The following is a 14657-nucleotide window of genomic DNA, read 5'->3' on the forward strand; positions in this document are numbered from 1 at the left end:
GAGGACAATACCAATGAACCTTAACCTCAAATCAACAACAGCGGCGCTGCTGGTCCTTGCGGGCCCGGCCTTTGCCGACATGGACGCGGCCAAGGCGTTCCTCGATGCGGAAATCGGCGATCTGTCGTCGATCAGCCGCGCCGAGCAGGAAGCGGAAATGCAGTTCTTTGTCGACGCGGCCAAGCCGTTCGCAGGCATGGAGATCAAGGTCGTTTCCGAGACCATCACCACGCATGAATACGAGAGCCAGGTTCTGGCGCCCGCATTCACAGCCATCACCGGCATCCAGGTCACCCATGACCTGATCGGCGAAGGCGACGTGGTCGAAAAGCTGCAGACCCAGATGCAGTCGGGCGAGAACATCTATGACGCCTATATCAACGACTCGGATCTGATCGGCACCCACTGGCGCTATCAGCAGGTGCGCAACCTGACCGACTGGATGGCGGGCGAGGGAGCGGACGTGACCCTGCCGACGCTGGATCTGGATGATTTCATCGGGTTGAGCTTTACCACTGGCCCGGATGGCAAAGTCTACCAGATGCCGACCCAGCAATTCGCGAACCTCTACTGGTTCCGCTATGACTGGTTCAATGACGAAAAGAACAAGGCCGACTTCAAAGCCGCCTATGGCTATGATCTTGGCGTTCCGGTCAACTGGTCTGCTTATGAGGACATTGCCGAGTTCTTCACCGGTCGCGATCTGTCGCATCTGGGTGTCGAAGGCGAAGTCTTTGGCAACATGGACTACGGCAAGAAAGACCCCTCGCTCGGCTGGCGCTACACCGATGCGTGGATGTCCATGGCCGGTATGGGAGACGTGGGTGAGCCCAACGGTCTGCCCGTGGACGAATGGGGCATTCGTGTGAACGAGAACTCGCAGCCGGTTGGCTCCTGCGTGGCCCGTGGCGGCGCAACCAACGCGCCTGCGGCGGTCTATGCTGTGGAAAAAGCCATCGAATGGCTGGAGAAATACACACCCCCGGCAGCGGCGGGCATGACCTTCTCCGAGGCAGGACCGATCCCGGCACAAGGCAATATCGCCCAGCAGATGTTCTGGTACACCGCCTTTACCGCCGACACCGTGAAGCCCGGCCTGCCGGTGATGAACGAGGACGGTACGCCGAAATGGCGCATGGCACCCAGCCCGCATGGCGTTTACTGGAAAGATGGCCAGAAGGTCGGCTATCAGGACGCAGGGTCCTGGACGCTGATGAAATCCACCCCGGTGGATCGTGCGCAAGCCGCGTGGCTCTATGCCCAGTTCGTCACCTCGAAAACCGTGGACGTGAAGAAATCCCATGTGGGTCTGACCTTCATCCGCGAATCTACCGTGCAGCATGACAGCTTCACCGAGCGTGCCGACAAACTGGGCGGTCTGGTCGAGTTCTACCGCTCGCCGGCGCGCGTGCAGTGGTCGCCCACCGGCACCAACGTTCCGGATTACCCGAAGCTGGCCCAGCTGTGGTGGCAGAACATCGGTGACGCCATGTCCGGCGCCAAGACCGCACAGGAAGCACTGGACAGCCTCTGCGCCGACCAGGAACGCGTTCTTGAGCGTCTGGAGCGCGCTGGTATTCAGGGCGATATCGGTCCCAAGATGAACGAAGAGCGTGATGCGGAGTACTGGTTCGCCCAGCCCGGCGCGCCCTACGCCAAGCTTGAAAACGAAGACGAAGAACCCCAGACTGTCAGCTACGATGAGCTGATCGCGTCCTGGCAGTAAGCCTTCCTCCCCGGTCGGGGCCCTCTTTGGGCCTCGACCACCAAGTCACTTCCCACGACAACTTGCCCATTGCGGCACCGACAAACATCGCTTTGAGGAGAGGCGGTCATGACCCATATTCTGGCCATTGATCAGGGCACGACATCGACACGGGCGATTTTGTTTGACGGCGCGATGAAGGCTGTCGCCTCGGCGCAGGAAGAGTTCCCCCAGCATTTCCCCGACAGCGGCTGGGTTGAACATGATCCGGGCGATCTCTGGGCCACCACTGCCGCGACCTGCCGCGCCGCTATCGAGAAATCCGGCGGCGCCGAAATCGCCGCCATCGGCATCACCAACCAGCGCGAAACCACGCTGGTTTGGGACCGCAAAACCGGCAAACCCATCCACAACGCCATCGTCTGGCAGGACCGGCGCACCTCGGCCATGTGCAAGGCGCTGAAGGATGACGGGTTTGAGGAGGTCGTGACCGACCGCACGGGGCTGCTGCTCGACCCCTATTTCAGCGGCACGAAACTGGCTTGGCTGCTCGACAATGTCGAGGGTGCGCGGGCGCGCGCCGAGGCCGGGGAGCTGGTCTTTGGCACGGTGGATACATGGCTCGTCTGGAACCTCACCGGCGGCAAGCAGCACCTGACCGACGCCACCAATGCCGCGCGCACCATGCTTTATGACATTCGCAAAGGGCGCTGGTCGCAGACCATTTGCGACAGGCTGAACATCCCCATCTCCATGCTGCCCGAGGTCCGCGATTGCGCGCCTGAGTTCGGCGAAGCGCGCCCCGATCTCTTTGGCCGTCCCATCCCGATCCTGGGCATCGCGGGCGATCAGCAGGCCGCCACCCTGGGGCAGGCCTGTTTCGAACCCGGCATGCTGAAATCGACCTATGGCACGGGCTGTTTCGCGCTGATCAACACGGGCGAGACGCCGGTGCGGTCGCAAAACCGGCTGCTCACCACCATCGCCTATCAGCTGGACGGCAAACCGACCTATGCGCTGGAGGGCTCGATCTTTATCGCCGGTGCCGTGGTGCAATGGCTGCGCGACGGGCTGAAGATCATCCGCGAGGCCAAGGAAACCCAACCATTGGCAGACGCCGCCGACGCCGCGCAGAACGTGGTGCTGGTGCCCGCCTTCACCGGGCTGGGCGCGCCTTATTGGAATGCCGAATGCCGCGGCGCGGTGTTTGGCCTGACCCGTGGCTCCGGGCCTGCGGAACTGGCCCGTGCGGCGCTGGAAAGCGTGGGCTATCAGACCCGCGATCTGCTGGCAGCGATGCAGGCGGATATGGGCGGAAAAGGCGATGCGGTGCTGCGCGTAGACGGCGGCATGAGCGCGTCGGATTACACGATGCAGTTTCTCTCCGACATCATCGACGCCCGCGTGGACCGGCCCAAAGTGCTGGAGACCACCGCCCTTGGCGCGGCCTGGCTCGCGGGCAGCCGCGCCGGGATCTATCCCGACATGGACGGCTTCGCCGCGACCTGGGCGCTGGACCGGAGTTTCGAGCCGTCGATGGATGCTGAAACCCGCGACCGGAAATATGCAGCATGGCAACGGGCCGTGACCGCGACGATGAGCTTCTGAGCATGTCCGAACCTGTTACTCTACGTCGGTTCCTGACCCGGCATGCCGATGCGGGCGGGCTTGACCCGAACCTTATTTTTCTGATCGAGGACATCGCCTCGGCCTGTCGGGTGATCGGCAACCGGCTGCGCAACGCGGCGTTCGAGGGCAATCATGGCCTTGCCGGAGACACCAATGTGCAAGGCGAAGACCAGAAGAAACTCGACGTGATCGCAGATGAGGTCTTCGCCCGGATTTGCGAAAGCTCGCCCCGGCTTGCCGCACTGGTCAGTGAAGAGCGGGAAGACGCGGTCTGGCTCAAAGACCCGCAGGCGGGCGACTATCTCCTGTTTTACGATCCTCTGGACGGGTCCTCGAATATCGATGTCAACATGTCGGTCGGCTCGATTTTCTCGATCTGCACCGTGGAAACGGATAGTGACCGCGACGTGCTGAAAGCGGGGCGCGCGCAGAACTGCGCGGGATACGCGATCTTTGGCCCGACCATGATGCTGGTCCTGACTGTCGGCAGCGGCGTTTACGGGTTTTCCTGTGAATACGGCACCGGCGATTTCCGGCTGACCCATCCGCGCATGACGATCCCGGCAGAGACATCCGAATTTGCCATCAACGCCTCGCGCTATCGCCTCTGGGAGCCGCCGGTGCGGCGCTATGTGGATGAATGCCTTGCGGGGACGACCGGCCCGCGCGGGCGCGACTTCAACATGCGCTGGACCGCGTCGATGGTGGCCGAGGTGCACCGAATCCTGACGCGTGGCGGCGTGTTCCTATACCCGGCAGATGACGGCAACCGCGCGACAGGTGGAAAACTGCGTTTGCTCTACGAGGCAAGCCCGATGGCGCTTCTGGTGGAGCAAGCGGGCGGCGCCGCCACGGACGGCCATAGCCGCATTCTCGATCTTCAGCCCACGGGCCATCATCAGCGCGTGCCGGTCATCCTTGGCTCCGCCAAAGAGGTGGGCCGAATTGCACAATATCATATTGCGGACGCCGGTTCGGCCGCGTCCTGAAGAAAGGACACCCCCATGGCTCTCGTATCCCTGCGTCAGCTGCTCGATCACGCGGCGGAACATGATTACGCGCTGCCCGCGTTCAACGTGAACAACATGGAGCAGATGCTGGCCATCATGGCGGCAGCGGACGCCACCCAAAGCCCGGTCATCATGCAGGCCAGCCGGGGCGCGCGCGCCTTTGCCAATGACATCGTGCTGTCACACCTGATCCGCGCCGCGATCGAGCTTTACCCGCATATCCCGGTCTGCATGCATCAGGACCATGGCAACGCGCCCGCGACCTGCCTTTCGGCGATCACCAACGGGTTCTCCTCGGTCATGATGGACGGCTCTCTCAAAGCCGATGGCAAGACGCCCACCACGTTTGACGAAAACGTTGCCGTGACGGCCAAGGTCGTCGAAATGGCGCATCTGGTGGGTGTGTCGGTGGAGGGGGAAATCGGGCATCTGGGGTCGCTCGAAACCCTGCGTGGAGAGGCCGAGGACGGTCATGGGTTCGAAGGGGCCTTGTCGCGTGAACAGCTTCTGACCGACCCGGAAGAAGCGGCAGACTTCGTGCGTCTGACCGGCGTCGATGCGCTGGCGGTAGCCATCGGCACATCGCACGGGGCCTACAAGTTCACCCGCAAACCGGATGGCGACATCCTCGCGATTGACCGCCTGCGCGAGATTCATGCGCGTCTGCCGGACACGCATCTGGTGATGCACGGCTCCTCCTCTGTGCCGCAGGAGTTGCAGGACATCATCAATGCTCATGGCGGCGAGATTGCCCCAACCTGGGGCGTACCGGTCGAGGAAATCCAGAACGGCATCCGCTATGGCGTGCGCAAGGTCAATGTGGATACGGATCTGCGGCTGGCATTGACAGGCGCGATCCGCACGGTCTTTGCCAAACACCCCGGTGAGTTCGATCCGCGCAAATACCTCGCGCCGGGCATCGAGGCCATGTCCGCCGTCTGCCGCGATCGGTTCGAGCAATTCGGCAGCGCGGGCTATGCGCCCCGGATCAAGCCCATCGCCCTGTCCGACATGGCCGCGCACTATGCCCGCCAGGTAACCGGGAGCGCCGCCGCCGCATGACAGGTTTTGCGCTGACCGCCCCGAAACGTACGATTTTCGGTCGTGACTGTCGTGCTACGGCCGCGGCCGAGGTCGCCGGGATTGGACCCCGTGTCTTGCTGGTACGGGGAAGGTCGGTGGCATGGGTGGACGAACTGGCCGCGGACCTGATCCGTTCGGGCTGCTGCCTGCAAGTCGTGTATTCGGCGGGAGAGCCGGATCTTGAAGGCGTCCGCAATGCCGTTGCCGTCGCCCGCGATCACAGGGCAGAGTGCATTGTCTCTGTTGGGGGCGGCGCGACTCTTGATCTGGGCAAGGCCGTTGCCGGGCTCTGCGTCAGCGAGGGCGACGTCGCGGAGTATCTGGAACTGGGCACCGCATCCCCGCGACAGCTGAATGATCCCTTGCCATTCATTGCCATCCCGACAACCGCCGGAACCGGCGCCGAAGCGACGCGCAATGCGGTGATTGGCGTTCCCGAACGGCGGGCAAAGATCAGCCTGCGGGATCCGCGCCTCGTGCCGGATCTGGCAATCGTGGACCCTGCACTGACCGACAGGTCCCCAAAAAGCCTGACACTGGCGAGCGCGCTGGACGCGATTACCCAGCTTATCGAAAGCTATCTGTGCAACCGGGCCAATCCGGTGACGGACGCTCTGTGCGAGGCCAATATCCGTCCGGCCATGGCCGCATTGCACAGGCTGATGACGTGTGAAGACGCCAAAGCACGCGACGCACTGGCCCGCGCGAGCTTTCTCAGCGGTATAGCCTTGGCGAATTCTGGATTGGGAATCATTCATGGTCTCGCCTCTGTTATCGGCGGGCGGGGCGCGGCCCACGGGGCCATCTGCGGAAGGCTTCTGGCTTCCGGGCTTACCATCAATTCCGAGGCCTTGAAGCGCCGATCAGAGAGCGTCGCGCGATTTGACGAAGTGGACGGATGGCTCGCCAATGGCCTTGGCGTCCCGATGGGGAGCGGAGTGTTATCCCTACACCGGTTTGTCGATTCCAATGGATTGCCGAGTCTGTACGACTTAGGTGTTCTCGAAACGGAAATCGAGACAATCGGGAAGCTCAGCGCGAATGCCTCATCCACCAAGGCCAATCCTGTCGTTCTTGACCAAAGTGAAATCTGCGAAATTCTGCAACGTGCTTGACCGGCAGTTTTTAGAAGTTGCCAGCAATAACTGACGTGGATTTGACGTTCTTCTTAGGATTGCTTACCTCAAAACTGCGATCTAGAGCATCGCCCAGAATTAATTAACATAAACTTCATTAAGCGTCTTTATACTTGTAGCCGCAAAGCTAAAATGTCACCCGTGAGCAATTCAGGAATGTCACTCTGCCCTCAAAAATCAATGAGGGTGAGCGGACATGGGATGGGTGGTTATGAGCGAGCGCGAGTTGAACCGTGTCGAGGTTCTGGCGCAGGTCGATGACGGACGGCTGACCGTCGACAATGCAGCGAACATGTTGGACCTGACTCGCAGACAGATATTCAGGCTGTTGAAGCTGTATCGTCAGGATGGCGCATCTGCGATCCGACACAAAGCTCGCGGCAAACCTCCGAACAATCGCATCCACCATGCTAAGCGCGACTATGCGCTTAGCATCATCAAAGAAAGCTATGCGGACTTTGGGCCGACATTCGCGGCGGAGATGCTGGCCGAACATCACGGGTTCAAGGTTTCGCGCGAGACGGTGCGCAAATGGATGCAGGAGGACGGGATTTGGCTCTCGCGCAAACAGCGCCGGACTTTTCACCAGCCGCGCTTGCGCCGGGAATGCTTCGGCGAGCTGATTCAGATCGACGGCTCAGACCATCGTTGGTTCGAGGATCGGGGTGATCCCTGCACCCTTCTCGTCTTCATCGACGACGCGACCAGTACGTTGATGGAACTGCGGTTCGTGACCTCAGAAAGCACCTTCAGCTATTTCGAGGCACTGGAAAGCTATCTGCTCAAACATGGCCGACCAGTTGCTTTTTACAGCGACAAACACACGGTGTTCAGGGTTCCTAAGCCCAATGAACACATGACGGGCATGACTCAGTTTGGGCGTGCCTTGGCCGAGCTGAACATTGAGATCATCTGCGCCAATTCATCCCAAGCCAAAGGGCGTGTCGAACGCGCGAACCGAACGTTGCAGGACAGGTTGGTCAAGGAGCTGCGCCTTGCGGGTATCTCCAACATGGAAGATGGCAACGCATTTTTAGTGGGCTTCGTTGAACGCTACAACGCCAAGTTTGCAAAGGTGAGCTACCCCCCAAAAATCGGACACTGACGTAAGCTACGATTTGTAGTCTGCTGATCTTCGACGAGAAGGAGATCAGAGATGTCGAAACGGAAGCAGCATTCGCCTGAGTTCAAGGCGAAGGTGGCGCTGGAAGCGCTGAAGGGTGAGCAGACGGTGGCCGAGCTGGCGAGCCGGTTCGGGGTCCATCCGACGATGATCCACTCATGGAAGAGGGCCTTGTTGGAAGGCGCGTCGGGCGTGTTCGAACGTGGCGGCAGGAAGGCTCCGGAGATCGGCGAAGAGCAGGTCAAAGAACTGCACGCCAAGATCGGGGAGCTGGCTGTGGCCAACGATTTTTTGGCCAGAAAGCTCAAGCCTTGGGGCGTGAAGTGAGGTGTCAGATGATCGAACCGGGTAATCGCGACCTGTCCATCGGCAAGCAGTGCAAGCTGCTGTCGATCCCACGGTCGTCGTTCTACTACCGCCCGAAGGGCGAAACTGTGCTGAACCTCGCACTCATGCGCCAGATCGATGAGCAGTTCCTGGAAACACCATTCTTCGGGGTGCGCCAGATGACTTGGCATCTGCGCAATGAGGGCCATCTGGTGAATGAGAAGCGCATCCGGCGGCTGATGCGGCTGATGGGCTTGATGCCGATCTACCAGAAGCCCAACACCAGCAAAGCCGCCAAGGGCCACAAGATCTACCCTTACCTGCTGCGCGGATTGCGGGTGGAGCGGCCGAACCAGGTCTGGGCGGCCGACATCACCTACCTGCCGATGCGGCGTGGGTTCCTGTATCTGCTGGCGATCATGGACTGGCACACCCGCAAGGTTCTGGCCTGGCGCATCTCGAATACGCTGGAGGCCGAGTTCTGCGTCGACGCACTGAACGAGGCTATCGCCCGCTTCGGCCCGCCAGAGATCATGAACACCGACCAGGGATCGCAGTTCACGTCCTTTGCCTGGACCGATCGGTTGCGGCGCTCAGGTATCCGTATCTCGATGGATGGCAAGGGCCGGTTCCTCGACAACATCTTCGTCGAGCGGCTCTGGCGGAGTCTGAAATATGAGTGCGTCTACCTGCACGCCTGGGAGACCGGATCAGAGGCAAAGGCCGGCGTCGGGAAATGGATCGAGTTCTACAACCGCAAACGCCCCCATTCCGCCCTTGGCGGCAAACCTCCAGCCGTGGTCTATTGGCTGAGAAAAGAAGAAACCCAAACCGATCAGCAGGAGCAAAGAGTAGCTTAATCTACGCGGGAAACTGTCCAAGGATTGGGGAGTAGCTCAAGCTGCAGCGGCGACAAATCTGACAAGGAGGAAAGCGCGGGCTGTTTTGGGTCTATGGGGATTGTGGGTTACATCCGCAGTGTCGAACGTTGAGAGCAAACGGTTGCGTGACGACGAGCGGTGTATGCGAGCCTAATTTCCCGACACGGCTTGATTGGATGGCCTCTCGTCATGAGGCTACAGGCCTGGTGCCTCGCATGATTTGGTGAGGTGGCCGCACTGACTGGTTCGGTGCCTTTTCGTTGCGAGGCCGATCGGGTTGGGCTGGTCATGCGGCGTCCTCCCATGGTGGTGCCCGGGATTTGGGTGTTTGGCCGCGCAGAAAGGTTTCGATAACGATCATGGCACCGCCGCATTTCGGGCAAGGCTGGTGCGCGGACTGAACATCGCATTCGGCGCTGGTTTCCATATCCGGCGTTTGATCGGGCTCTGGCTCTGCATCCAGCAACCGCCTGATCTGTCCGATCCTGTCGCGACGGATGCCGTTAGCCAAAAAGCCCGAGTGTCGGATGCGATGGAAGCCGGAGGGCAGGACGTGGATCAGGAACCGGCGGATGAACTCGGACGTCGGCAATCGCATCACCTTCATGCGATCTCCGCGTTTGATGCGGTAGTCTTTCCATCGGAAGGCCACAGTGTCGGCATCCGCGCGGACGAGCCGATGGTTGGAGATTGCGACCCGGTGCGTATAACGGCTCAGGTAGGCCAGCACCGCTTCCGGCCCGCCGAAGGGCGGTTTGGCGTAAACGACCCAATCGGTTTTGCGCAGCGGCGCGAGATGGGCAGCGAAGGCATCCGGGTCTGCCAATCCCACCAGATTACCGAAGAAGCGCAGCTTGCCTACCTTGTGTAATCTGACCAGCCCATCAAGGAACAAGCGCCGAAACAATCTCGACAGGACCTTCACCGGCAGAAAGAACCCCGGACGGCAACCAATCCAGCAGGTGCCATCCGGCGACAGCCCGCCTCCCGGCACGATGACATGGGCATGGGGATGGTGCATCATCGCTGATCCCCATGTGTGCAGCACCGATGTCATGCCGATCCGAGCGCCCAGGTGTTTGGTGTCAGCAGCGATGGTCAGGAGCGTCTGCGCGGATGCCTTGAACAGCAGACCGTAGACCGCTGCCTTGTTCTGATATGCGATGTCGGCGATCTGGGATGGCAGGGTGAAGACCACGTGGAAGTACTCGACCGGTAGCAGATCCTCCATCCGTGCCTGCATCCAGTCCTGTGCTGCGTTGCCCTGACACTTCGGACAGTGTCGATTGCGACAGGAGTTATAGGCGATGTGGTGATGATCACACTTTGTGCAGGCCGCAACGTGCCCGCCGAGCGCGGCGGTCCGGCAATTCTCGATGGCAGACATCACTTTGAGCTGCGGCAGGTTCAGGTGTCCGGCATGGTCCCGGCGATAGGCAGCACCATGGGCGCGGAAGATATCCGCAACCTCCAATTTTGGCCGGGGCATCTGGACGCGACTTAACCGGGACCGGCCTCCCGGCTCACCAGCAGATCAAGCGGGCTGGTCACATCCTGAATCGTCTTCGTCGCCACCTTCGTGTAGATCGTCGTGGTCTCCAGTTTGGCGTGTCCCAAGAGAACCTGGATTACACGTATGTCCGTCCCGCCCTCCAGCAGATGCGTCGCAAAGCTATGCCGGAGCGTGTGAGGCGACACCTTCTTCTTGATCTCGGCGAAGTCGCGCGCCACCCCGAAGGCCCGGTTGAACTGTTTAGTCGATATCGGATCGACCCGGTTGCGCCCGGGGAACATCCAACCTGCGGGCCGGGCCTCACGGTAATAGTCGCGCAGAAGTTCCAACAAGCTCGGCGACAGCATGACATGACGGTCCTTGCGACCCTTTCCTTGATCGACGCGGATTAACATCCGGTCGCTGTCGATGTCGCCGACCTTCAAATGGGTGACTTCGCTGGCGCGCAGCCCGCCGCCATAGGCAACGCTGAAGGCTGCGCGATAACGAAGACCTGGTCCGGGCGCGGCTTCCAGAATGCGCGACACTTCCTCGGCGCTCAGCACCACCGGGATCTTCTTGGCGGCCCGCTGATAGCGCATATGTCGCTTCATCTCAGGGCGCGGGCACGTGGTCGCATAGAAGAAACTCAGAACCGTCAGCCGGTTATTGAAGGTCGGTGCGCCGACGCCCCGTTCCTTCATATCCAACTGGAACGCACGCAGTTCTTCCGGCGTTGCGCTATCCGGCGCGTGTCCCAGGAAACGCGTGAAGTCGCGCATCGCACGCAGATACATCGTCTGCGTCTTTGCTTGCAGTCCCTTGATCTGCATGTCTTCGACAAAACGTTGGCGTAGTTTGGGAACATAATGATCGGTCATGAAAACCTCCTGTCATCAGATTAAGAAGGTCCCAATCGTCAGACAGATTCAGCAGTTCGCAAAATCCACACCGCTCAAATCAACGTGCGACACACGCCACAAGCGCCAATACCGCGAGAGCGGTTTCGTCCAAGTCCGCAGACTGTGAATTCGCCCAACAGCTAATTTTGCCATCGCAGCGAATGTCTGCAATGCGGGCTGCGGGTGCAGCATTGAGCGGCAGTGGTCAACGGCAGCAATGGGCCGAGTCAGTCGCTTACAACCACCAACACCTCAGACACGCCTCGCCGGCCTTGCGATCGGCCGAGTTGAACGATCACATCTATAGACTTGCGGATGTAGGTTTGGACTTCGGCAAAGGTAAGCGGTGTTCCGGCTTGCAGAACCATAATGGCCAAGCGGTCAATGGCCAACTCAGCGGTTTCCGCGTGAATCGTGGTGACCGATCCGCCGTGGCCCGTATTGATCGCTTCGAGATATGTGAGTGCTTCGGATCCGCGCAACTCGCCCAGTACAATTCGGTCCGGCCGCATACGAAGGCTGGCTTGCAGAAGCGCGTTTGTTGAGCGTTCAGAAGCCGGTATGCGTTCCGCAAGGAGGCAAACCTTGTTCGGTTGGGTTGGAAACAGTTCGAAGGCATCCTCGATCGTGATCAGCCGCTCGTCGTTCGAGACCGATTTTAGCAGATGCCGCGCGAACGTGGTTTTGCCGGTGGACGTTCCACCACTGATCAAAAGGTTCAGTCGATGCCGAATAAGCAGCGACAGTGCGCCAGCAAGGTCTGACTCCGCAAGCTTCTGAATTTCTTCTACCTTTGACTGTCGTCGTTCATCGAGCGAAACCGGCGCATCGAAGAGATATTCGGGCTCGAAGGTCGTCTGATCGCCGATGCCGAACAGCCGGATAGAGATTGCAGCGCTACTCTCGACCGCAGGCGGAACGACCACTTGAATGCGTAGCGGTCGGCCTCGGTACTCGATTTTGCCCGAGACCAGTGGCGATTTTTCCGAGACTTTTGCGCGGGCATCTCCGACCAGTGTAGCTGCAAGGTTGGACGCGGCTGAGTCGTCGATCGTGCGATCGACGCGCTCCATTGCCTCTGCGCCCTGACGCTCAACCCAGACAAGTCCATCGGGATTGATTGCCAGTTCAACAACGTCTTCGCCGAGAATCAGATCGCGGTATGGCTCCAGATACTGTTCGAGATATGAGGATGGCAGAGCCGTATCGCTCAATAGACCACGACGTCCCTGTCGACGAGGACAGTCACCATCGCACCTTGATCGACATATATGGTCGGGGAGATGGATACCTGATCGGCAATGACCGAACTTGTCGCATCCTCAAGGTCGTTTCCGACTTCTTCCAGCACCTCGCGGGTGACTTCGTCCTCGGTTGAATTCGCCGCGACGGCGGGAGCGGCACCGATGATCGAAATCAGCGCAGCACCTCCAAATCGCTCGTCAAATTTGGTGTCTACTAGCCCGGTTAAGCCCGATCGTCCAAGCTGATCCCCACCAACCGAAGCAATCTGCATGGACGTCCCATCTGGCGTCAAAATGCGTGTCCAGAGCACGAGTATCCGCTTCTGATTCACCTCCACGCCTGATCGATACTGCCCAAACAAGCGGGAACCACGCGGGATGAGAATAGCATCCCCGGAAAACGCATAGACCGGCTCTGCGACGACAGCGACGACGTTTCCTGGCAGATCACTGTTGATGGCGGTCTGAAGGGCGGCCTGAATGACCGACCCTTGCGTGAGGGTTCGGTCTGGACGTTCCATCTGCGTTGCTTCGTCCACTTCAAGAGGTTGCGCCGCACCCCTGAGATACGTCTCGTTCTCATTCAGAGCCAGGTCAGCGCTGGCCGATCCGTTCGGCGGTCCGCCTGTGCCGGAAGGCGACGCGGTTGACCCCGTAGAATAGACAACAGCGGGTGATCTGATTTGGGCCGTCATAAGCTCGGCGGCTTGACGCTCGGCCTCACGACGCTGTTGCTCTTGTTCCTGCCGGCGTCTTTCTTCAAGGAGTTGTTGATCCCGGACCAGTGCATCATTGGCACGCTCTGCTTCGAGCGCCTCGCGCTGCGCGCGTTCCGCGTCCAGAAGGCTCTGAAGAGAATTCAGGCGGGTTTCGTTTTCTCGCTCAAGGGTGGCCAGTCTTTCATCGCGCTCTTCCACGGCCGCCTCCAGCGCGCTCGTCTGATCGGCGAAGGCATCCCGTAGGTCACTTACAGCTGATTGGATCTCGGCGTTTCGCTCCGCTTGCGCCGCAGCCAGTGCTTCGCGGAGTTCCGCGAGTTCTGCCAAGACTTCCGCGCTTGGTTCGATTTCTGGTGTGGCCGGGGCAGGCACTTCGAGCGCTTCTTCAACAGCAATTATTGCGTCGTTGACCCGCTGGTCGGCTTCGTCGGAGGGGAACTCCAAACGACCACCGTTGGAAAGGCGATCATCTTGAAATGGCTCTACGTCCGAGGTTTGAAGGCGGTCGGGATCGGTTTGCCATTCCGTTGCAAGGAAGTAGGCGACACCCGCACCGCCCAAGCTAAGAGCAAGCGCAAGCGCCGTGACACCGAACCGTGAGCGTGACTTCCTTCGGCTGCCATCATTGAACTTGCCGAGGCGTTCCTGAAGGTTGGGATCCTCCGCCATCGGTCAGTTACTCATATAGATGGTGGAGGTGTCGCGGTAGATGCAGAGTGCATCCTCGCCCAACCGTAGTGTCCAGAAATCATTGACGCCAGAGACGCGAACCGTATTTCCGTTTTGTGTCCAATTGATCGTCCTCTCGCGGCCTCGATTGTCGGCTTTGAAGATCGCGGGTTGGCGCCCCGTCTCAGGGAACGTGAAATAGGTGAACCGGCCGTCGTCGTAGACGGTGACAGGGCGGAAATCTCCGTCGCCCGCAGCCTTGTAATTGTAGTTGCGCGGAGCCTGAAATCCCTTTGGTTGGGCGCTGGCCACCGTCGCGCGTCGCTCGTCTTCCGGATAGCGAAACCGCACTTCGAAAAACATGCCGGTACGCCCAGGGATAGACCCCTCTCGGAGATGGAATGTGTAGCTACGCCGGTTGGTGATGACGCTCATGTTGGTCGACGCGCCTTGCACGTGCGGTTTGATGGTCAGAACGTTCCCGAGCTCCGGGATAGGATCGACCTGAAAGCTTTCCGTATCGCCCACGATGACGGCCTCGAAGCGCTCGCCCTGACCAAACTGAATCGTAGTCGAATGCCGAAGGTCCGTTTCAATCCGGAAGACCTGTTGCTCGTCATAGACCGCATAGCGGATACGAATGTCCTTGGGCCCTCCCTGTGGAGTCGCCTCGGCAAGCGCCTCCCCTGATAACAGCGTGATCAACAGAAAGGGCAGGGCGGTACGCAACACCATAG

The 14657-nt window shown here is 60.0% G+C and carries 11 protein-coding genes and 1 pseudogene; 7 read left to right on the forward strand and 5 right to left on the reverse strand.

What is annotated here, in order from left to right; translation table 11 throughout:
• The first annotated feature begins 13 nt into the window (after positions 1 to 13).
• The 7 genes and pseudogenes from ACP15U_RS19955 (at position 14) to ACP15U_RS19985 (ending at position 8873) form a co-directional block, all read left to right on the forward strand.
• Positions 14 to 1726, forward strand: coding sequence for an ABC transporter substrate-binding protein (locus ACP15U_RS19955; protein ID WP_425046775.1), 1713 nt, complete (start codon positions 14 to 16; stop codon positions 1724 to 1726).
• Positions 1727 to 1834: 108 nt separating this feature from the next.
• The gene (glpK, locus tag ACP15U_RS19960; protein WP_425046776.1) at positions 1835 to 3313 is read left to right on the forward strand and encodes a glycerol kinase GlpK; all 1479 of its coding nucleotides are present in this window, start codon (positions 1835 to 1837) and stop codon (positions 3311 to 3313) included.
• Positions 3277 to 4323: a class 1 fructose-bisphosphatase gene (locus ACP15U_RS19965; RefSeq protein WP_425046777.1), complete on the forward strand. Its 1047-nt coding sequence runs from the start codon at positions 3277 to 3279 to the stop codon at positions 4321 to 4323. The genes glpK and ACP15U_RS19965 overlap by 37 nt, the downstream gene beginning before the upstream one ends.
• Positions 4324 to 4338: 15 nt before the next feature.
• Complete coding sequence (gene fba / locus ACP15U_RS19970; RefSeq protein ID WP_298571248.1) at positions 4339 to 5406, forward strand: class II fructose-bisphosphate aldolase; 1068 nt, start codon at positions 4339 to 4341, stop codon at positions 5404 to 5406.
• Complete coding sequence (locus tag ACP15U_RS19975) at positions 5403 to 6542, forward strand: iron-containing alcohol dehydrogenase (RefSeq protein WP_425046778.1); 1140 nt, start codon at positions 5403 to 5405, stop codon at positions 6540 to 6542. Before fba ends, ACP15U_RS19975 begins: the two co-directional genes overlap by 4 nt.
• A gap of 217 nt (positions 6543 to 6759) precedes the next feature.
• A pseudogene (locus ACP15U_RS19980) lies at positions 6760 to 7635 on the forward strand (ISNCY family transposase); the annotation flags it as partial.
• An 84-nt stretch (positions 7636 to 7719) separates the two neighbouring features.
• A protein-coding gene (locus ACP15U_RS19985) for an IS3 family transposase (protein ID WP_425046779.1) occupies positions 7720 to 8873 on the forward strand; the annotation gives its coding sequence in 2 pieces (ribosomal slippage) (positions 7720 to 8011 and positions 8011 to 8873; 1155 coding nt in all).
• 307 nt (positions 8874 to 9180) lie between these two features.
• Here the strand turns inward: ACP15U_RS19985 and ACP15U_RS19990 are convergent.
• The 5 genes from ACP15U_RS19990 to ACP15U_RS20010 all read right to left on the reverse strand — a co-directional run bounded on the left by ACP15U_RS19990 (position 9181) and on the right by ACP15U_RS20010 (position 14655).
• A complete protein-coding gene (locus ACP15U_RS19990) occupies positions 9181 to 10383 on the reverse strand; it encodes an IS91 family transposase (RefSeq protein WP_425046780.1) in 1203 nt (400 codons plus the stop codon).
• Between the two features lie 11 nt (positions 10384 to 10394).
• Entirely contained in the window at positions 10395 to 11267 is an 873-nt protein-coding gene (locus ACP15U_RS19995) for a tyrosine-type recombinase/integrase (RefSeq protein WP_425046781.1), read from the reverse strand.
• A gap of 248 nt (positions 11268 to 11515) precedes the next feature.
• Positions 11516 to 12502 carry an ATPase, T2SS/T4P/T4SS family gene (locus tag ACP15U_RS20000; RefSeq protein WP_425046782.1) on the reverse strand — a complete coding sequence of 329 codons (987 nt, stop codon included), beginning with the start codon at positions 12500 to 12502 and terminating at the stop codon, positions 11516 to 11518.
• A complete protein-coding gene (locus ACP15U_RS20005; RefSeq protein ID WP_425046783.1) occupies positions 12499 to 13920 on the reverse strand; it encodes a TrbI/VirB10 family protein in 1422 nt (473 codons plus the stop codon). Before ACP15U_RS20005 ends, ACP15U_RS20000 begins: the two co-directional genes overlap by 4 nt.
• 3 nt (positions 13921 to 13923) lie before the next feature.
• Positions 13924 to 14655, reverse strand: coding sequence for a TrbG/VirB9 family P-type conjugative transfer protein (locus ACP15U_RS20010; protein ID WP_425046784.1), 732 nt, complete (start codon positions 14653 to 14655; stop codon positions 13924 to 13926).
• Positions 14656 to 14657: the final 2 nt, after the last annotated feature.

Source organism: Primorskyibacter sp. S87 (genome assembly GCF_049801055.1).
Classification (GTDB): domain Bacteria; phylum Pseudomonadota; class Alphaproteobacteria; order Rhodobacterales; family Rhodobacteraceae; genus JBNAGF01.

Bases quoted from the DNA above. Each gene is read 5' to 3' on its own strand.
- ACP15U_RS20005 (WP_425046783.1), bottom strand. From the start codon at position 13,920: ATGGCGGAGGATCCCAACCTTCAGGAACGCCTCGGCAAGTTCAATGAT.
- ACP15U_RS19975 (WP_425046778.1), top strand. From the start codon at position 5,403: ATGACAGGTTTTGCGCTGACCGCCCCGAAACGTACGATTTTCGGTCGT.
- ACP15U_RS19955 (WP_425046775.1), top strand. From the start codon at position 14: ATGAACCTTAACCTCAAATCAACAACAGCGGCGCTGCTGGTCCTTGCG.
- ACP15U_RS19990 (WP_425046780.1), bottom strand. From the start codon at position 10,383: ATGCCCCGGCCAAAATTGGAGGTTGCGGATATCTTCCGCGCCCATGGT.
- glpK (WP_425046776.1), top strand. From the start codon at position 1,835: ATGACCCATATTCTGGCCATTGATCAGGGCACGACATCGACACGGGCG.
- ACP15U_RS19995 (WP_425046781.1), bottom strand. From the start codon at position 11,267: ATGACCGATCATTATGTTCCCAAACTACGCCAACGTTTTGTCGAAGAC.
- ACP15U_RS20010 (WP_425046784.1), bottom strand. From the start codon at position 14,655: ATGGTGTTGCGTACCGCCCTGCCCTTTCTGTTGATCACGCTGTTATCA.
- fba (WP_298571248.1), top strand. From the start codon at position 4,339: ATGGCTCTCGTATCCCTGCGTCAGCTGCTCGATCACGCGGCGGAACAT.
- ACP15U_RS19965 (WP_425046777.1), top strand. From the start codon at position 3,277: ATGGCAACGGGCCGTGACCGCGACGATGAGCTTCTGAGCATGTCCGAA.